Below are 17,742 nucleotides of genomic sequence, written 5' to 3'. Positions count from 1 at the left end.
GACGGGGCGCCGGGGGCGGCGAGTGTGGAAGGTCGTCGTCGTCGCGCTGGCCGGGCTGGTGGTCGCCGCCGTCGGCGGGGTCGCCCTGGCCTATCCCTCGCTCGCCGCCACCACCTGCCCCGGCTGCTACGGCCTGACCGAGCTGAGCCCGGGGGTGCACGTCGAGGACGGCCTCACCCCCGCCCAGCGTGAGCGCGTCGGCGAGGTGGCCGACCAGGCCGCCCGCCGGGTCACCGCCTTCTACGGCGGCCGACTGAGCTCCCCCGGCCTCCTGGTCTGCCTGACCGAGGCGTGCTACCGGCGCATCGGCGGCGGCCAGGAGCGCGGCGTCGCGGTGCTCAACCGGTCGGTCATGCTCTCGCCGCGCGGCCTCGACCCGGTGATCGCCTCCCACGAGATGTCCCACGTCGAGCTGCACGCCAGGCTCGCCTCCTCCGCCGAGGTGCCGCAGTGGTTCGACGAGGGGCTGGCGGTGGTGGTCTCGGGCGACCCGCGCCACCTGGCTCCGGAGTCCGCGCCGGACCGCTGCCTGGTGGCGCCGTCCGGGCCGCTGCCGGTGACGCTCGAGGAGTGGCTGCGCACGGCGAGCGCCGACCCCGCCACGTACGCCAGGTCGGCCTGCCAGGTGAGCCGCTGGCTGGGTGAGAACGGCGGCCGTGCCGGGCTGCTCGGCCTGGTGACCAGGCTCAACGCCGGCGAGCCCTTCTCCGCCCTCGTCCGGACGCGCTGACGAACCACCTCGAAAGGCACGGTTGCCGCACCCGTGCCGCTGGGTAGGTCTTCGTACGGCTGGAACGGTCCCAGGATCGGGACAGCATTCGGCGAGCACGCGCACGCGGAGACAGCGCGAGGAGATTAAATGGTTTCCAGGTAGGAAATACGTCTTGCGAGAGGTGGCTCCCATGAAGCAAGTCGCGGCGACGATCGTCAAACCGCTGCCCGACCACCTGTTCCGGGTCCACGACGGGAACGCGGAGATGCGGTGGGAGGCGATGTCCGGGGTCGGCTACCACACGCCGAACGACCGCTTCTTCGTCAGGAACCACACCTCCACCCCGCTGATCGACGCCGCCGGCTGGCAGCTCCACCTGCACGGCGCCGGGCTGCGCGGGCCGCGCGCCTTCACCTACGACGAGCTGCTGTCGATGCCCTCGCGCACCCACGACGTGGCCATCGAGTGCGCCGGCAACGGCCGCGCGTTCTACGGCACCCAGCAGGGCGACCCCGCGCCCGGCACGCAGTGGGGCCTCGGGGCCGTCGGCGTGGCGAGGTGGCGCGGCGTGCCGCTGCGCGACCTGCTCGCCGAGGCCGGCCTGCGTCCCGAGGCCGTGGACGTGCTGCCCACCGGCCTCGACGCGCCCTTCGAGGACCACGGCCACGTCCGCCGCCCGCTGCCCGTCGCCAAGGCGGTGCGCGACGTGCTCGTGGCGTACGAGATGAACGGCCGCCCGCTGCCGCCCGACCACGGGTTCCCGGTGCGGCTGGTGGTGCCGGGATGGGTGGGGATCGCCTCCATCAAGTGGCTGGGCGACATCGAGGTCTCGACCAGCAAGCTGTTCACGCCGTGGAACACCGTCTTCTACCGGGACGTCGCGGCGCAGCCGGTGAAGAGCGCCTTCGAGCTGCCCTGGGACGCCCGGCTGCCGATCCGCGGCCCGCACGCCTGGCGCGGCCGTCCGGGGCCGCACGTGCTGCGCGGCCGGTCGTGGTCGGGGCGCGGGCGGATCGTCGCGGTCGAGGTCAGCTTCGACGGCGGGCAGTCCTGGCACCCGGCCGAGCATCACGGCCCGCACCTGGTCGGGGCGTGGTTGCCGTGGCACGTCCAGTGGGCGCCGAAGCACACCGGGCCCGCCGTGCTGATGGCCAGGGCCACCGACGAGACCGGCGCCACCCAGCCGCTGCGCACGCCCAAGCACCCCTTCGGCTACTCCTTCGACGCGGTCGTGCGGCATCCGGTGCAGGTGGTCAACGGATAGATAAGTGTCACGAACGCGGCTGAGCTGGCCGTTCATCAGGAAGTGGTTCGGAGGTGTGCATTTCATCTGAAAGACTCTCGCGGAAACGTTACGGAAATGACACCGTGCGAGGCTTTCGCACAAGACGAAGCAGTCATCGAAGCATCCGTCGAAGAACGCAACGGAGAAGGGAGAGCAGATGCGCCAGCTGACCCCGTTGGACGCCCAGTTCCTCCATGTCGAGTCCGAGACCACCGCGGCGCACGTCGCCGGGCTGGCGGTCCTCGACCCGGCCGGCGGCGCGGTGGACCGGGACGCGCTGGCCGAGCTGCTGCTGGACCGCGTCCACCTCTCCCCCGCGCTCAGCCTGCGCCTGGTCGAGGTGCCGTTCGGGCTCGACCGTCCCTACTGGTGCGCCGACCCGGACTTCGACCTGGCCGACCACCTGTTCGAGACGACGCTGCCGGCGCCCGGCGACGACGCCGCGCTGGCCGAGGCGGTGGCCGCGATCCACGAGCGCCGGCTCGACCGGTCGCGTCCGCTGTGGGAGATGCACCTGATCAAGGGGCTGGCGGGCGGCCGGGTCGCGGTCTACACGAAGGTGCACCACGCGGCCATCGACGGCGTGTCGGGCGCGGAGACCCTGGCGACCCTGCTCGACCTGAGCCCGGAGGGCGTGCGGGAGCGCGGGCCGCGCCCGGCGCCGCCGCGTCAGGACCCGCCGGGCCTGGTGGAGATGCTGGCCGGGGCCGCCGTGCGCTCGCTCACCCATCCGGTGCGCGCCGCCCGCTCGGTGGTCAGGGCCGCGGGCGACCTCGACGCGATCCCGCTGGCCGGCGCGCTGCCCGGCGCGCAGGCGATCGCCAGGGCCGCCCGGCTGGTGACCGGCGACCAGAAGCAGCGCCCCGAGCTGCCGGGGCTGACCGCGCCGCGCACGCCGTTCAACGGGCCGATCAGCGCGCGGCGGGAGCTGTCGTTCGGGTCGGTGCCGCTGAAGGAGGTCAAGAAGGTCGCCAAGGCCAACGGCATCAGCGTCAACGACGTGGTGATGGCGCTGTGCGCCTCGGCGCTGCGGTCGTGGCTGGACGAACGGGACGCGCTGCCCGCCGAGCCGCTGGTGGTGGCCGTGCCGGTGTCGGTGCGTACGGGCGGGGCCACGGACGTGGTCGGGAACCAGATCTCGGCCATGGTGGCGCCGATGCCGACGAACGTCCCCGACGCCGGGGAACGGCTGCGGGCGGTCGGCGAGACCATGAGCAGGGCCAAGCGGCGCTTCGCCGTCGCGCCGGCGAGCTGGCTCGGCGAGCTGTGCTCGCTGCTGCCCGCGCCGGTCACCAGCCTGGCCACCCCGGCGATCTTCCGGCTGGCCGGGACGGCGTTCCCGCCGATCAACCTGATCATCAGCAACGTGCCGGGCCCGCAGTTCCCGCTCTACATGTGCGGCGGCCGGGTGCTGGCCTACTACCCGCTGTCGGTGCTGACCGACCTGTCCGGTGGCGTGAACATCACCTGCTTCTCCTACGACGGCATGCTCGACTTCGGCATCGTGGCCTGCCCCGAGCGTATGGACGACGTGTGGGGCCTGCTCGGCCACCTGCGCGACGCCCTCGACGAGCTGCTAGCCGAGGGCGTGGGCGATGAGTTCGGCGACGGCGTCGGGGTCGATCTGGTGACCGGTTAGCTGGCAGAGGTTCTCCTGGTAGAGCAGCACGGCGGCGAACGTCGCCGCGGCCACCTCCAGGCGGGCCGCGTCGCCGCGCGTGCCGGGCAGCGCCAGCTCCAGCGCGAACCTGGCCCTGCTGATCAGCTCGCCGTTGAGCCGGCCGAGCCGCTCCTTGACCGAGCCGTGCGTGTCGGCCTCGCGGAACAGGATGCGCCGCATCGCCGGTGAGGCCCGCAGCGGCAGCCCGCGCGCCAGCTGGGCCAGCGTGCCGGCCGGGTCGCCGGGCACGGCGTCGACCTCCCGGCCCTCCTCGACCAGGGTGCGCTCGTCGACGAGGGCGACGAGTACGTCGATCTTCCGCGGGAAGTAGTGGAAGATCAGCCCTTTGGGGACTCTCGCGAGCCTGGCGATCACCGCGGTCGGAGTGGCCTCGTAGCCGCTGCCCGCGAACAGTTCCTCGGCCGCGTCCAGGATGCGCGTGCGCGCGTCACCGATCGACACAGCTCGCACCCTAACGCCACCTGCGGCTTCATCGCCATCCCGCCGGGGCGAGAGCCTGCTGCCCTCCGGCCCCCGTGTAGGATTGAGACGTAAATGTCTCATATTTGACGGAGTTGTCTCATGGTGGTGAGCCGGGAGCAGATCATGACCGCGGCGATCCAGCACCTCAACGAGCATCCGGCCGCCTCGATGGCCCAGCTCGCCGAGGCGGTGGGGATCAGCAGGGCCACGCTCCACCGGCAGTTCAGCAGCCGGGAGGAGCTGATGACGGCGCTCGGCCACCGCGCGCACGACCGGTGGCACGACCTCCAGGCACGCGCGGACGTGCCGGCCGCCGCCGCCTCCGACGACCCGGGCGTGCTCCGCGAGTCCCTGGAGATCCTGCTGGAGGGGTGGATCGAAGTGGCCGACGAGTACGGATTCGGCCTCACCGACTACGCGATGGCCGTGCACCCGGAGCTGCTGCGCCGCGCCGAGGAGCTGGAGGAGCGCGAGATCGCGCTCTTCGCCGCCGCCCAGCGGGCCGGCCTGCTGCGTGCCGACCTGCCGCCCCGCTGGATCAGCAACACGGTCTACGGCCTGCTGGTGGCCGTCCGGGAGAGCCTGCGACGCGGCGACGTCGCCCGCCGGGACGTCGCCAGGCTGCTGCGGGAGACGTTCCTGACCGGCGCGGGCGCCGGGGGGTGGTCGTGATGACGGTCACCGGCCTGTCGGCGCGCCGGCGGTGGGCGGGTCTGGCCGTGCTGTCGGCCAGCGTGCTGCTCGTGGTCATGGACATGACCGTGCTGAACGTCGCCCTGCCCGCGATCACCGAGGACCTGCGGCCGACCTCGGTCGAGCTGCTGTGGATGGTCGACGCGTACTCGCTGGTGCTGTCCGGGCTGCTGGTCACGGCGAGCGCGCTCGGCGACCGGTGGGGGCGCAAGCGCATGCTGCTGGCCGGGTTCACCGTGTTCGGGGTGGCCTCGACGGCGGTGCTGCTGGCCGACTCGGCCGCCGAGGTGATCGCCGTACGGGCGCTGCTCGGCGTGGGCGGCGCGATGATCATGCCGTCCACGCTGTCGATGATCCGGAACCTGTTCACCGACCCGGGCGAGCGGGCCAGGGCGCTCGGCGTCTGGTCGGCGATGGCGGCGATGGGCGCGGCGCTCGGCCCGATCCTGGGCGGGTTCCTGCTGGAGCACTTCTCCTGGCAGTCGGCGTTCCTGGTGAACGTGCCCGTCATGGCGGCGGCCGTCGTCGCCGGGCTGCTCCTGCTGCCCGAGACGCGCAACCCCAGGCCGGGCCGGTGGGACGCGCCGGCGACCGTCCTGTCGATGGCGGGCATGGCCGCGCTGCTGTACGCGGTCAAGACGTTCGGCAAGGACGGCCTGACCTCGCCCGCCGCCCTGGCCGCCACGGTCGTCGCGGCGGTCGCGCTGGGCTGGTTCGTGGTGCGGTGCGCGCGCCGGCCCGATCCGCTGCTGGAGATCAGGCTGTTCCGCAGCGCGCCGTTCTCGGCGGGCGTGGTGACGGCGCTGACCACGTCGATCGCGATGGCCGCCGTGCTGCTGCTGCTCGCGCAGTGGATGCAGCTCGTCCAGGGGTACGCGCCGCTGGAGACGGGGGTGCGGCTGCTGCCGGCCGCGCTGGCCGCGCTGATCGCCTCGCCGCTCGCGCCGGTCCTGGCCGAACGCGTCGGCGCCCGGACGGTGCTGGCGGGCGGGCTCGCGGTGACGGGGCTGGGGTTCCTGCTGGTGTGCCTGGCGCCGGAGCCGCTGGGCTACTGGCCGGTCGCCGTCGCGCTGGCGCTGATCGGCGCGGGCAACGGCGCGCTGGCCATCGCCTCGGCGGTGATCATGGCCGGTTCGCCGCCGGAGAAGTCGGGCAGCGCGGCGGCCATCGAGGAGACCAGCTACGAGGTGGGCGCGGCGCTCGGCGTGGCGGTGCTGGGCAGCGTGGCCGCCGCGGTCTACCGCAACGGGCTGGACTACGCGGGCCCCGGCGCGGGCGCGGCGCGCGAGTCGCTGGGCGGCGCGCTCGACGTGGCCGCCGAGCTCGGGGCGCAGGGGGCGCGGCTGGTGGAGACGGCCAGGGCGGCCTTCACCGACTCGCTGGCGCTGACCTCGGGGGCGGGGGCGGCGCTGATGCTGGCCGGCGCGCTGGTGGTCTGGCTGCTCACCCCGCGCACCCTCGACCTGGCCTCCGTGGAGCACTGACCGCACGTCTCCCACCAGCGCGGACGTGACCGGGGCGCCGTCCGTGCCTGTTCGCGGGGGGCACGGATAATGGCCGTATGAGATCAATAGGCACGACGGACCTGTCCGTTTTCCCGATATCGCTCGGCACCAACGTCTTCGGCTGGACCGCGGACAAGGAGACCTCGTTCGCGATCCTCGACGCCTACGTCGAGGGCGGCGGCAACTTCATCGACACGGCCGACGTCTACCCCCACTGGGTGACCGGCGAGTCCACGTCCGAGCTGATCATCGGCGAGTGGATGGCCGACCGCGGCAACCGGGACTCGGTGGTCGTGGCCACCAAGGTCGGCATGCTGGAGGGGCTCGAAGGGCTGGCCCCGGCCACCATCCGGACGGCCGTCGAGGACTCGCTGCGCCGCCTGCGCACCGACTACATCGACCTGTACTGGGCGCACGTGGACGACCGCGACACGCCCCTGGTGGAGTCGCTGGCCGCCTTCGACGCCCTGGTCAAGGAGGGCAAGGTGCGCCAGATCGGCGCGTCCAACTACGGGCCGGCCCGGCTGGCGGAGGCCCTGCGGATCTCCCGGGAGGAGGGGCTGGCCGCGTACGTCGCGCTCCAGCAGCCGTACAACCTGGTCGACCGGGGGTACGAGGGCGAGCTGCGGGACGTGGTGGCCTCGGCCGGCCTGTCGAGCACGCCGTACTTCGGGCTGGCCCGCGGGTTCCTGACCGGCAAGTACCAGCCGGGCGTCACGGTCGACAGCCCGCGGGCCGGGAAGGCGGCCGAGTACCTGGACACCGAGCACGGGCGCAGGGCGCTCGAAGGGCTGCTGAAGGTGGCGGCCGAGCGCGGCGCCGAGCCCGCCTCCGTGGCGCTGGCCTGGCTGGCCGCCCAGCCCACGGTCACCGCGCCGATCGCCAGCGCGCGCGACCCCCGCCAGCTGAAGCCGCTGCTCGCGGCGGCGGAGCTGGAGCTGAGCGAGGAGGAGCTGGCCCTCCTCGACGAGGCCTCCCGCCCCTGATCGGCCGGTGCCGGCCCCTCACGGGCAGCGGCAACCGGCGGGGTCAGCGGGCGCGGCCGGCCAGCGAGACGCACAGCTCCCTGAGCTCGACTGCGTCGGGGAGGCACTCGTCCAGCACGTCCAGCGCCGCCTTCAGGTGCCGGGCGGCCAGGCGGTCCGCGATCGTCCGGCCGCCCGCCTCCTCGATCAGGCAGGCGGCCAGGGTCAGGGTCGCGTCGTCGGTCTCGCCCGAGGCCAGCGCGTCGGCCAGGCGGCCGGCCGCGGGCTCGCCCGATCCCAGCGCGGCGAGCACCGGCACGGTCTTCTTCCGCAGCCGCAGGTCGCCGTGCACGGGTTTCCCGGTGACCTGCGGATCCCCCCAGATCCCCAGCATGTCGTCGGCGATCTGGAAGGCCACGCCGAGCTCCACCCCCATGCGCCACATGCGCTCGGACAGATCCGGCCGGCCGCCGAGCGCGACCCCCGCGGCCGTGGCCGCCCCCAGCAGGGACCCGGTCTTGCCCGCCGCCATCTGCGTGTACTCGGCCACGCTCACCTCCTCCGGCCCGCTCCACGGCCTGCTCTCGAAAGCCATGTCGGCGGTCTGGCCCTGGACCAGCTCGACGAGGGCCGCCGACAGGTGGCGCATCGCCTCGGGGCGGTCGGCGAGCCGGGCGACGGCCAGGGCCAGCAGCGCGTCCCCGGCCAGCAGGGCGGGCCCCACCCCGTACGCCTTCCACAGGGCGTCCCGGTGCCTGCGCTGCTCGTCCTGGTCGATGATGTCGTCGTGCACGAGCGAGAAGGCGTGCACGAGCTCGATCGCGACGGCTCCCGGCAGCGCCTGTTCGGCGGTGCCGCCGACGGCCTCGGCGCTGAGGATGGCCAGGGCCGGGCGCACGCTCTTGCCGCCGGTCCCCTCGTCCGGCCGTCCGGTGGCGTCCGACCAGCCCAGGCTGTAGGAGACCATGGCGGCCCCCCAGGGATGCAGACCCTCGACCGCGGCTCGCATGGCGGGCTCCACCAGGCGACGACAGCGGGCGATCACGTCGGCGTCCGACAACCGGGCGCCGGGGTGGCTGAGGTTCACGAGATGCTCCTGCCAATGTTCGATCTTGAATCTACATGCACGCTCATGTGATACTCCAGCCTAGGTTTTTACGTTCGTCATCAAATGTCCGTTATGCAAGACGGGCGCAAGGGAGACACACTCGTGGCGGATACTGCCACTGCCACCAGGACTATCCCTTTCCTCACCAGGCTCACCAGACACCGGGTGCCGGTCCACGCGCTCGAAGCGGCCGGCGCCGAGGCCGGCGGCCGGGTCGTACGCCTGAACATGGGCCCCTTCCGCCCCTACCTCGTCACCCACCCCGACCACGTCGAGCGGGTGCTCACCACCAACCAGGCCAACTACCTGCGCGAGGGCATGTTCTGGGATCCGCTGGCGCCGCTGCTCGGCAAGGGGATCCTGTCCGACGGCGAGAACTGGGCCGAGAGCCGCCGCATCCTCCAGCCGCTGTTCACCGCCCGGCACGTCAACGCCATGGCCGAGAACATGGCACGGATCATGGACGAGCTGATCGACACGACCATCGTCCCCGGGCAGCCGTTCGACGTGGCCAAGGGCATGTCGGCCATCGTGCACCCGGTGATCGTGCGGCTGTTCTTCGGGGCGAAGATCTCGCTGGAGGACATCAACCGGCTGGTGCCCGCCTACGACGTCGCCGTCACCGCCAAGGCGCTGCGCCTGGTGCTGCCGTTCGTTCCGGAACAGGTCCCGATGCCCGGCGACCGGGCGTTCAGGCAGGCGATCAAGGCCATCGACGAGGTCGTCTACCCCCGCATCGCCGAGGCCCGCGCCCAGCGGCAGGAAGGCGACGACGTCGTCTCGCGCCTGGTCAGGGCCCGGACGCAGGACGGCGGCGCCGACGTGGACCGCCGGATCCGGGACGACCTCGTCGCCATGCACGGCGCCTCGACCGAGACCTCGACCACCGCGCTGTCCTGGGTCTGGCCGGTGCTCCAGGCCCACCCGGAGATCGCCGCCAAGGTGTACGACGAGGTGGACCGCGTCGTCGGGGACGACCCCGTCGGCATCGGCCACCTGCCGCGCATGCCGTACCTGAAGATGTTCGTCAGCGAGCTGATGCGGCTCTACCCCTCGGGCTGGATCCTGCCCCGCACGGCGATCGCGACCGACGTGATCGGCGGGGTCACCGTCGAGGCGGGTTCCACGGTGATCCTCAGCCCGTACCTGACGCACCGGCTGGCCGAGTTCTGGGACCGTCCCACCACGTTCGACCCCGAGCGCTTCGCGCCGGACGGCGCCGCGCCGCGCCACCGCTACGCCTACTGGCCCTTCGCCGCCGGGCCGCACGTGTGCCTGGGGCAACACCTGTTCGCGATGGAGGCGCCGCTGCTCATCGCCGGCATCCTGCGCAGGTACCGCCCCCACGTGCACCTGGACCGGCCGCCCGTCCCGCGCCTGGCCTCCTCGCTGCGCCCGCCGCGCGGCCTGACCATGACGCTGGAGGCACGGCGGTGAACGCCCTCGACACCGGCCGCGCCTGCGCACTGGCCGTGTCCGGCGGCCGGGAGCTGGCCCGGCACGCCGCGCGCTTCGGCGACCTGTTCCCGGCCGCCGCGTTCGACGCCGGGCTCTACACCTCGCTCGGGCTGGCGAGCGCGTTCGGCTCGCCCTGGGCGACGGCCGCGGAACTGCGGGCGATCAACCGGGCCTCGCTGCTGGTGTTCGCCGCCGACCGGCTGATCGACCACGAGGCCGGTACGCGCGAGGAGGTCGCCGCGCTGGTCGCCGACTGCCTGTCGCCGGCCCCCGCCGCCCCCGCCGGGGCCTTCACCGCCGACCTGCGGGCGACGCTGGGCACCACGCCGGAGCTCGAAGCCGCCTGGCGCGACCAGCTCGGCCGCATGCTCACCGCCATGGCCCGCGAATGGGAGTGGAGCCGCGCCGACCGGCCGCCCGCCGTCGAGGAGTACCTGGCGAACGCCGGCAGTTGCGGCGCGTACTTCGTGGCCGTCTCCCACTGGATCGCGACCGGGCAGGTGGGCGCGCCCGACTCCCTGGAGCTCCTGCGCCCGGCCGGAGAGGCGGTGCAACGGTACCTGCGCCTGCTCAACGACCTGGCCACGCACCACAGGGAGAAGGCGTACGGCGACCTCAACGCCTTCACCCTCGGCATGACCCACGACGAGGTGACCGGGCGGATGGCCGCGCTGGCCCGCGAGGCGCACGCGCTGATCGGCCCCCTGCGCGACGCCCATCCGCGCCCGGCCTCGTACCTGACATGGCAGCTTGACTACAGCGCCGGCTTCTACGGCCTGTCCGACTTCTGGGCGACGACGTGAACCTCTCCGAACAGGCCGGCCTCCTGGTGGGCGAGCTGATGGCGCAGCCGTGGGGCCAGGTGTCGCCGTCGGTCTACGAGACCGGGCGCCTGGTCTCGCTCGTCCCCGACCTGGCCGGGCACCGCGAGCGGGTGGCGTACCTGCTGGCCGGGCAGCGCGGCGACGGCGCGTGGGGCCCTCCCGACGGCTACGCGCTGGTGCCCACGCTGAGCGCCACGGAGGCCCTGCTCAGCTCGGTCGCGCGCGGCGAGGGCGACCCCCGCGCGCTGCTCCCGGCGGTCAAGGCGGGGCTGGAGGCGTTGCGTCCGATGCTGGCCGAGGCGTCGGACCTGCCGGACACGCCGGCCATCGAGCTGATCGTCCCGGCCCTCGTCCGGCTCGTGAACGAGCACGTGGACGGGCCGCCCCTGCCCCTGCCGCCCGGCATGGACACCACGCGGCTCGGCCGGATCAGGCGGCTGCTGGAGTCGGGCGGCGAGCCGCCGCAGAAGGTCCAGCACGTGCTGGAGGTCGTGGGCGCGACGGGCGGGGTGCGGCCCACGCCCATCGGCACCGTCGGCGCCTCGCCGGCCGCGACGGCCGCCTGGCTGTCCGCCCGGCCCGAGGCGGAGGGCGCGGGGCCGGCCAGGCACCACCTGGAGGCCGTCGCCCTCCGGTACGGCGGCCCGGTGCCCGTGGGCCTGCCGATCACCGTCTTCGAACGGGCCTGGGTGCTGAGCTGGCTGCTCAGGGCGGGCGTGCCGGTGGACGTGCCGCCGGAGATGGCCGCCGACCTGAGGGCCGCCATCGGGCCCGAGGGCACCCCCGCGGGAGCCGGCCTGCCCGCCGACGCGGACACCACCAGCGTCGCGCTCTACGCCCTGGCCCTGCTCGGGGTGCCGCACGAGCCCTCGTCGCTGGCGGCCTTCGACGCCGGCGCGCACTTCTGCACCTGGCAGGGCGAGGACGGCTCCTCCGTCAGCGTCAACGCTCACGTGCTCGACGCGCTGGGCCAGTACGCGCGGGCCAGGCCCGCGGCGGCGCGGCCGTACCGGGCGCGGATCGAGCGGGTGGCGCGCTGGCTGGCCGAGCGGCAGCGGCCGGACGGGAGCTGGAGCGACAGGTGGCACGCCTCGCCGTACTACGCCACGCTGAGCTGTGTGCTGGCGCTGGGCGAGTTCGGCGGCCCCCGGTACGCCGAGGCCGTGCGCCGGGCCCGGGAGTGGATCCTGTCGACCCAGCGGGCCGACGGATCCTGGGGCCGGTGGGCGGGCCGGCCGGAGGAGACGGCGTACGGGATGCAGGCTCTCCTGCTGTCCGGTCCCGAGCCGGACGAACGATGCGAACGGGCCGCGCGACGCGGTTATGAGTACCTGATTCGGTCGGCCAATTTATCCGACTATCCACCACTGTGGCATGACAAGGACCTTTACTCACCGACAGCCATCGTGCGGGCCGCGGTCATCGCCGCTCAGCATGTCACAATATGTCACACCGAAGGAAATTCCAGGTGTGAAAATAGGACATAGTACGCCTTATGGTGCTCTAGCGTGTTGAGGCAGTATTCAGGCGTTGCTAGGGTGACCCGAGTGTCGGAATCCTGGAGTACCTCTTTCTCCGTCTTGACATGGCCTGCTGACCGAGCGGTTCTTTCTTCCGGAGGGCTTCATGCGCTTCCGTAATGCCAGTGTGCGGGCCAAAGTCACGGCGCTAATCGTGTCGCTCACCCTGTTGTGGGCGTTCGCGGCGTGGGTCACGCTGAGAGAGGGCGTCAACCTGCTCTGGGCGGCGACCGTCGACAGCAGGATCGTCGAGCCGAGCGAGCCGCTGCTGGTCGAGCTGCAGCGTGAGCGCCGGCTGACCGTCGCCCACCTCGGCGCGGGCTCGCGGGCCGTCGACAAGGGCATGCGCGACCAGCGGGCCAAGACCGACTCTTTGCGCGCGGAGTTCACCTCCACGGCCCAGGGCAACGTGGTCGATCTCGCCGCCGACGAGCCGCTGCTCGAACATATCGCCGAGGTCAACGTCGAGCTGGACAAGCTCGTGGCGGCACGGAAGGCGATCGACAGCGGCAAGGCGGACCTGTCCCAGGCGACGCGGCAGTACAACAACGCCATCGACGCGATGTACCGCATGTACGACTCCGTGGCCGCCTTCGACGACAAGGAGATCGCCAAGATCGGCCGTACGCTGTCGGACATGTCCCGCTCGCGGGAGTTCCTGGCCCGGGAGGACGCGCTCCTGTCCGGTGTCTTCGCCAAGGGCGCGTTCACCGAGAACGAGCACGCCGAGTTCGTCAAGACGTCGGGAATCTTCCACTACACGCTGACCGCGGCGCTGGACAGGCTGCCCGACGAGGACAGGGCCGGGTTCGACGCGTGGCTCAAGAGCGAGTCCGTCGTGCGGCTGCAGGCCATGGAGGCGCAGCTCGTCCAGCACCAGCCGGGCATGGGCCCGCTGCCGATGAGCGGCGAGAGCTGGCGCGTGGCGGCCGACGGGACGCTCGCCGGCATGCAGGCCACCACCCTGGCGGGCGGCGACCGCCTGTACGACCGGATCGTCCCCGTCGCCGTCGGCGTCATCGTGCGGCTGCTCCTGGCCGGTGGTCTCGGCCTGATCGCCGTCATCGCCTCGATCGTGTTGTCCATCACCACGACCAGGCAGCTGCTCGCCCAGCTCCAGAAGCTGCGCGACGCCGCGCACGAGCTGTCCGACGAGCGCCTGCCCGGCATCGTCGAGCGCATCGGCCACGGCGAGGAGGTGGACGTCGCCAAGGAGGCGCCCGCGCTGGAGTTCGGCGACGACGAGATCGGCCAGGTGGGCCAGGCGTTCAACACCATGCAGCACACCGCCGTCAGCGTCGCGGCCGAGCAGGCCGAGCTGCGCCGCAGCATCCGCGACATCCTGCTCAGCCTCGCCCGCCGCACCCAGGGCCTGGTGCACCGGCAGCTGACCGTCCTCGACGTGATGGAGCGCCGGGAGACCGACCCCGAGGAGCTGAAGGAGCTCTTCCGCCTGGACCACCTGGCCATCCGGATGCGGCGCAACGCCGAGAACCTGATCGTCCTGTCCGGTTCGTCGCCCGCCCGTACGTGGCGGCGGGCCGTCCCCATGGTGGACGTGGTGCGCGGCGCGCTGGCCGAGGTCGAGGACTACACCCGCGTCACGCTCATGCCGATGGGCGAGGTCGTGCTCGTCGGCCGGGCCGTCGGTGACGTCATCCACCTGCTGGCCGAGCTGATCGAGAACGCCGTGTCGTTCTCGCCGCCGTACACGAACGTGCAGGTCAGCGGCCAGCTCGTGGCCAACGGGTACGTCATCGAGATCGAGGACCGCGGGCTCGGCATGAAGCCCGAGGACCTCGACGCGGCCAACGAGCGCATCGCCGACCCGCCGGAGTTCCGCATCTCCGGCACCGCCCGGCTGGGGCTCTACGTGGTCAGCCAGCTCGCCCGGCGGCACGACATCCAGGTCGTGCTCAAGCCCTCCCCGTACGGAGGGACCACGGTCGTGGTGCTGCTGCCGCAGGAGCTCGTCGAGCTCGACCCCGCGCCGCGGCACCCCGAGGGCGACACCCGGCCGAGCCTGCCGCGCCGGACGAGCACCGGGACCACGCTGGCGACGGTCGCGCGGCCCGCCGAGAACGTGCGCACCCTGACCCCGCCGCGTCCCGCCCCCATGTCCGCCCCGCTCCACGCGGTGGCCACCCCCTTCCCAGCACCAGCACCCTCGCCTTCACCTGAACCAGAACCGCCCGCGGAACCGGAGCAGCAGCCTGTGACCGAGTTCACGCCGTCCGGCCTGCCGTTCCGAGTCCCTCAGGCCAACCTGGCGCCAGCGCTGCGGGACGACACGCCGACGCAGCCCGACTTCGAGGAGGACGATGACGAGCGCTCGCCCGAGGAGATCCGCGCCATGATGGGATCCCTGCAGTCAGGCACCCGTCTTGGCCGCAACGAGGCGGCCAGGCTGATGGAAGAGCAGCCGGGAGGCGAGGCATGACCGCCGCGGCCCGGCTCCCGACGGGAGGCCCGACATGACGCCCACCGCGGGCACCGACCTCAACTGGCTGCTCGACGACCTGATCGGCCGGATCAAGGAGGCCGAGCACGCCATCGTGCTGTCCTCCGACGGCCTGCTCATGGCCTCGTCCGCCGGTCTGCAGCGCACCGACGGGGAGCACCTGTCGGCCGTCGCCTCCGGCCTGCAGAGCCTGGCCAAGGGCGTCGCGGACCACATCGCCGGCGGCGCGGTGCGGCAGACGGTCGTGGAGTGGAAGTCGCAGTTCCTGATCGTGACGACCGCGGGCGAACGCGCCTGCCTGGCCGTGCTGTGCGCCCAGAACGCCGACATCGGGCTGGTGGCGTACGAGATGGCGATGCTGGTGGCGCGGGTCGGCCAGTACCTCACCTCCGGCGCGCGCAACGCCGAGGCCGTCGCCAGGAGCGACCGGTGAGCACCACGGAGGAGTCCACGGACGAACACTGGATAGATCCGGAGATCATCCGGCCCTACGTCGTCACGCGCGGGCGGACCCAGCCCGCGCACGGCAAGTTCGACCTCATCTCCATGGCGCTGGCGGTGGGTCCGCCGCCGGGCCCCGACGCCGGGCTGGACCCCGAACACCTGCGCATTCTCCAGCTCTGCCGTGAACCCAAGTCCGTCGCCGAGATAGCCGCGCACCTCAACCTGCCGGCCGGCACGATCCGCGTGCTGCTCGGCGACCTGTTCGACCGCGAACTCGTCTCTGCCCAGGAACCGCAATCCGAGGTGGACATGCATGACATGAAGATGTACAGGGCGGTGCTCGATGGTCTTCGCTCGCTCTGAGCGCCCGCGCCTCCCGACGGCGATCAAGATCCTGATCGCCGGAGGGTTCGGGGCGGGCAAGACGACGATGGTCGGAGCCGTGTCCGAGACCCGGCCGTTGCGCACCGAGGAGGTGCTGACCGACCGCAGCGTGGGCGTCGACGACCTGACCTCCGTGGAGGCCAAGCGCACCACCACGGTGGCCATGGACTTCGGGCGCATCACCCTGGGCACCGACTACGTCCTGTACCTGTTCGGCACCCCCGGGCAGGAACGTTTCTGGTTCGTGTGGGACGAGCTGGCCGAGGGCTCCCTGGGGGCCGTCATCCTGGCCGACACCCGCCGCCTGGCCGACTGCTTCCCCTCGGTCGACTACTTCGAGCGGCGCGGGACGCCGTTCGTGGTGGCGGTGAACTGCTTCGAGGGGTCGCCGACGTTCGAGCTGGACGAGGTGCGGCTGGCGCTGCAGCTCAACCCGTCGATCCCGATCGTGATGTGCGACGCGCGGAAGCGGGACTCCAGCCGCGAGGTGCTGATCACGCTGGTCAAGCACTCGGCGCGGCTGCGCGCGGAGCCGGTCGGAAGCTGACCGAGCACGCGGACGGGGCCCGGCCGGTGAGCGGCCGGGCCCCGTCACGCACAGGGCGAGGTCAGTGCTCGGTGGCCTTCTCGGCGCCCACGCCGGTCAGCGAGCGCACCTCGATCTCGGCGTACTTGGCGGCGTTGTACTCCTTGCTGAGGATCGTGCCCAGCCAGCCGAACAGGAAGCCGAGCGGGATGGAGACGATGCCCGGGTTGCTCAGCGGGAACCAGTGGAAGTCCACGCCGTGGATCAGCGCGGTCACCGCGGCGCCCGCGGGCGGCGGCGGGGCCGAGACCACCGGCGAGAAGATCACCAGGATCAGCGCCGAGCCGAGTCCGCCGTAGATGGCCGCGACCGCGCCCGCCGTGTTGAACCTCTTCCAGAACAGGCTGTAGAGGATCGCCGGCAGGTTGCCCGAGGCCGCGATGGCGAAGGCCAGGGCGACCAGGAACGCCACGTTCTGGCCCTGGGCGAGGATGCCGAGGCCGATCGCGATGGCGCCGATGACCAGCGCCGAGACGCGGGCCACCACGACCTCCTGCCGCTCGCTGGCGCCGCCGCGCTTGAAGACGTGCGCGTACAGGTCGTGGGCGAAGCTGGAGGAGGAGGCCAGGGTCAGGCCGGCGACGACGGCCAGGATCGTGGCGAAGGCGACGGCGCCGATGAGCGCGAGCAGGATCGTGCCGCCGACGTCGCCGAAGATCTGCGCGCCGATCCGCTCGGCGAGCAGCGGGGCGGCGGTGTTGGCCGCCTTGTCGGCCTTGAGGATGTCGGTCTTGCCGACGATGGCCGCCGCGCCGAAGCCGAGCACCAGGGTCAGCAGGTAGAACACGCCGATGATGCCGATGCCCCACAGGACCGACTTGCGGGCGTCCTTGGCGGTGGGGACGGTGTAGAAGCGGATGAGGATGTGCGGCAGGCCCGCCGTGCCGAGCACCAGCGCGAGGCCGAGGCTGATCAGGTCGATCTTGCCCGCGAGCCCCTGGGCGTCGGTGCCGTACTTCAGGCCGGGGATGAGGAAGTTGCCGGGGTTGGCCTTCGGGCCGCTGGTGGCGGCGGCCTGGCCGAGCAGGGACGACAGGTTGAAGCCGAACTTGCCCAGCACCAGCAGCGTCACCAGCGCGGCGCCGGTCATCAGCAGCACGGCCTTGACGATCTGGACCCAGGTGGTGCCCTTCATGCCGCCGAACACCACGTAGACGATCATCAGCGCGCCGACGCCGATGATCGTCCAGACCTTGCCGGCCTCGGTGGTGATGCCGAGCAGCAGGCCGACCAGCGCGCCCGCGCCGACCATCTGGGCCAGCAGGTAGAAGATGCTGACCACGATCGTGGACACGCCCGCCGCCGTGCGCACCGGGCGCGGGCTCATCCGGAACGCCAGCACGTCGGCCATGGTGAACTTGCCGGAGTTCCGCATCAACTCGGCCACCAGCAGCAACGCCACCAGCCAGGCGACCAGGAACCCGATGGAGTACAGGAACCCGTCGTAGCCGGAGACGGCGATGATGCCGGCGATGCCGAGGAAGGAGGCGGCCGACATGTAGTCGCCGCCGATCGCCAGGCCGTTCTGAACGCCGCTGAAGGACCGGCCGCCCGCGTAGTAGTCGGCGGCCGTCTTGGTCTGGCGGCTGGCCCAGAACGTGATGGCCAGGGTGCCGGCGACGAAGGTGAGGAAGAGGATCATTCCCAGCGTCGT

16 protein-coding genes are annotated in these 17,742 nt (G+C 72.3%); 13 read left to right on the top strand and 3 right to left on the bottom strand.

Features of this window, described 5'->3' with window-relative positions:
• Positions 1-22 precede the first annotated feature (22 nt).
• The 3 genes from AB0C33_RS09285 (at position 23) to AB0C33_RS09275 (ending at position 3,636) form a co-directional block, all read left to right on the top strand.
• Positions 23-730 carry a hypothetical protein gene (locus AB0C33_RS09285; RefSeq protein WP_358285306.1) on the top strand — a complete coding sequence of 236 codons (708 nt, stop codon included), beginning with the start codon at positions 23-25 and terminating at the stop codon, positions 728-730.
• 172 nt (positions 731-902) lie between these two features.
• Entirely contained in the window at positions 903-1,976 is a 1,074-nt protein-coding gene (locus tag AB0C33_RS09280) for a sulfite oxidase (protein WP_358285304.1), read from the top strand.
• A gap of 178 nt (positions 1,977-2,154) precedes the next feature.
• Complete coding sequence (locus AB0C33_RS09275; RefSeq protein WP_358285302.1) at positions 2,155-3,636, top strand: wax ester/triacylglycerol synthase family O-acyltransferase; 1,482 nt, start codon at positions 2,155-2,157, stop codon at positions 3,634-3,636.
• Here the strand turns inward: AB0C33_RS09275 and AB0C33_RS09270 are convergent.
• Positions 3,574-4,119, bottom strand: coding sequence for a TetR/AcrR family transcriptional regulator (locus AB0C33_RS09270; protein WP_358285300.1), 546 nt, complete (start codon positions 4,117-4,119; stop codon positions 3,574-3,576). The genes AB0C33_RS09275 and AB0C33_RS09270 overlap by 63 nt on opposite strands.
• Before the next feature lie 120 nt (positions 4,120-4,239).
• Here AB0C33_RS09270 and AB0C33_RS09265 point away from each other — a divergent pair, with 120 nt between their 5' ends.
• The 3 genes from AB0C33_RS09265 to AB0C33_RS09255 all read left to right on the top strand — a co-directional run bounded on the left by AB0C33_RS09265 (position 4,240) and on the right by AB0C33_RS09255 (position 7,324).
• Positions 4,240-4,812, top strand: coding sequence for a TetR/AcrR family transcriptional regulator (locus AB0C33_RS09265; RefSeq protein ID WP_358285297.1), 573 nt, complete (start codon positions 4,240-4,242; stop codon positions 4,810-4,812).
• Entirely contained in the window at positions 4,812-6,317 is a 1,506-nt protein-coding gene (locus AB0C33_RS09260; RefSeq protein WP_358285296.1) for an MFS transporter, read from the top strand. Before AB0C33_RS09265 ends, AB0C33_RS09260 begins: the two co-directional genes overlap by 1 nt.
• 77 nt (positions 6,318-6,394) lie before the next feature.
• A complete protein-coding gene (locus tag AB0C33_RS09255; RefSeq protein ID WP_358285294.1) occupies positions 6,395-7,324 on the top strand; it encodes an aldo/keto reductase in 930 nt (309 codons plus the stop codon).
• 43 nt (positions 7,325-7,367) lie between these two features.
• On the opposite strand, the gene AB0C33_RS09250 is transcribed toward AB0C33_RS09255, so the two are convergent.
• Positions 7,368-8,390, bottom strand: a complete 1,023-nt coding sequence (locus tag AB0C33_RS09250) for a polyprenyl synthetase family protein (RefSeq protein WP_358285291.1) — start codon at positions 8,388-8,390, stop codon at positions 7,368-7,370.
• A gap of 186 nt (positions 8,391-8,576) precedes the next feature.
• Between AB0C33_RS09250 and AB0C33_RS09245 the strand changes: the two genes are divergently transcribed.
• From AB0C33_RS09245 to AB0C33_RS09215, 7 genes are all read left to right on the top strand, one after another.
• Complete coding sequence (locus AB0C33_RS09245; RefSeq protein WP_358285289.1) at positions 8,577-9,848, top strand: cytochrome P450; 1,272 nt, start codon at positions 8,577-8,579, stop codon at positions 9,846-9,848.
• Positions 9,845-10,672, top strand: a complete 828-nt coding sequence (locus tag AB0C33_RS09240; protein WP_358285287.1) for a hypothetical protein — start codon at positions 9,845-9,847, stop codon at positions 10,670-10,672. The genes AB0C33_RS09245 and AB0C33_RS09240 overlap by 4 nt, the downstream gene beginning before the upstream one ends.
• Positions 10,669-12,180 carry a prenyltransferase/squalene oxidase repeat-containing protein gene (locus tag AB0C33_RS09235; protein WP_358285285.1) on the top strand — a complete coding sequence of 504 codons (1,512 nt, stop codon included), beginning with the start codon at positions 10,669-10,671 and terminating at the stop codon, positions 12,178-12,180. The genes AB0C33_RS09240 and AB0C33_RS09235 overlap by 4 nt, the downstream gene beginning before the upstream one ends.
• A 187-nt stretch (positions 12,181-12,367) precedes the next feature.
• Positions 12,368-14,653, top strand: a complete 2,286-nt coding sequence (locus AB0C33_RS09230) for a nitrate- and nitrite sensing domain-containing protein (protein ID WP_358285283.1) — start codon at positions 12,368-12,370, stop codon at positions 14,651-14,653.
• Between the two features lie 34 nt (positions 14,654-14,687).
• Positions 14,688-15,107, top strand: coding sequence for a roadblock/LC7 domain-containing protein (locus AB0C33_RS09225; protein ID WP_358285281.1), 420 nt, complete (start codon positions 14,688-14,690; stop codon positions 15,105-15,107).
• A complete protein-coding gene (locus tag AB0C33_RS09220) occupies positions 15,104-15,481 on the top strand; it encodes a DUF742 domain-containing protein (protein WP_352356948.1) in 378 nt (125 codons plus the stop codon). The genes AB0C33_RS09225 and AB0C33_RS09220 overlap by 4 nt, the downstream gene beginning before the upstream one ends.
• Positions 15,462-16,049 (top strand): ATP/GTP-binding protein, encoded by a 588-nt coding sequence (locus AB0C33_RS09215; protein ID WP_352324453.1) that lies wholly within the window; start codon positions 15,462-15,464, stop codon positions 16,047-16,049. The genes AB0C33_RS09220 and AB0C33_RS09215 overlap by 20 nt, the downstream gene beginning before the upstream one ends.
• A 61-nt stretch (positions 16,050-16,110) precedes the next feature.
• Here AB0C33_RS09215 and AB0C33_RS09210 read toward each other — a convergent pair whose 3' ends face one another.
• On the bottom strand, positions 16,111-17,730 hold the full coding sequence (locus tag AB0C33_RS09210; protein WP_358285986.1) for a cation acetate symporter: 1,620 nt from the start codon (positions 17,728-17,730) through the stop codon (positions 16,111-16,113).
• Positions 17,731-17,742 lie beyond the last annotated feature (12 nt).

The sequence above is a fragment of the Nonomuraea sp. NPDC048881 genome, from assembly GCF_040649795.1.
Lineage (GTDB): Bacteria > Actinomycetota > Actinomycetes > Streptosporangiales > Streptosporangiaceae > Nonomuraea.
This window is presented reverse-complemented; position numbering and strand designations above follow the sequence as displayed.

What these genes read in the sequence shown, in the direction of transcription:
- AB0C33_RS09215 (WP_352324453.1), top strand. Translation starts at nt 15,462, where the DNA reads ATGGTCTTCGCTCGCTCTGAGCGCCCGCGCCTCCCGACGGCGATCAAG.
- AB0C33_RS09275 (WP_358285302.1), top strand. Translation starts at nt 2,155, where the DNA reads ATGCGCCAGCTGACCCCGTTGGACGCCCAGTTCCTCCATGTCGAGTCC.
- AB0C33_RS09280 (WP_358285304.1), top strand. Translation starts at nt 903, where the DNA reads ATGAAGCAAGTCGCGGCGACGATCGTCAAACCGCTGCCCGACCACCTG.
- AB0C33_RS09255 (WP_358285294.1), top strand. Translation starts at nt 6,395, where the DNA reads ATGAGATCAATAGGCACGACGGACCTGTCCGTTTTCCCGATATCGCTC.
- AB0C33_RS09265 (WP_358285297.1), top strand. Translation starts at nt 4,240, where the DNA reads ATGGTGGTGAGCCGGGAGCAGATCATGACCGCGGCGATCCAGCACCTC.
- AB0C33_RS09225 (WP_358285281.1), top strand. Translation starts at nt 14,688, where the DNA reads ATGACGCCCACCGCGGGCACCGACCTCAACTGGCTGCTCGACGACCTG.
- AB0C33_RS09210 (WP_358285986.1), bottom strand. Translation starts at nt 17,730, where the DNA reads ATGATCCTCTTCCTCACCTTCGTCGCCGGCACCCTGGCCATCACGTTC.
- AB0C33_RS09260 (WP_358285296.1), top strand. Translation starts at nt 4,812, where the DNA reads ATGACGGTCACCGGCCTGTCGGCGCGCCGGCGGTGGGCGGGTCTGGCC.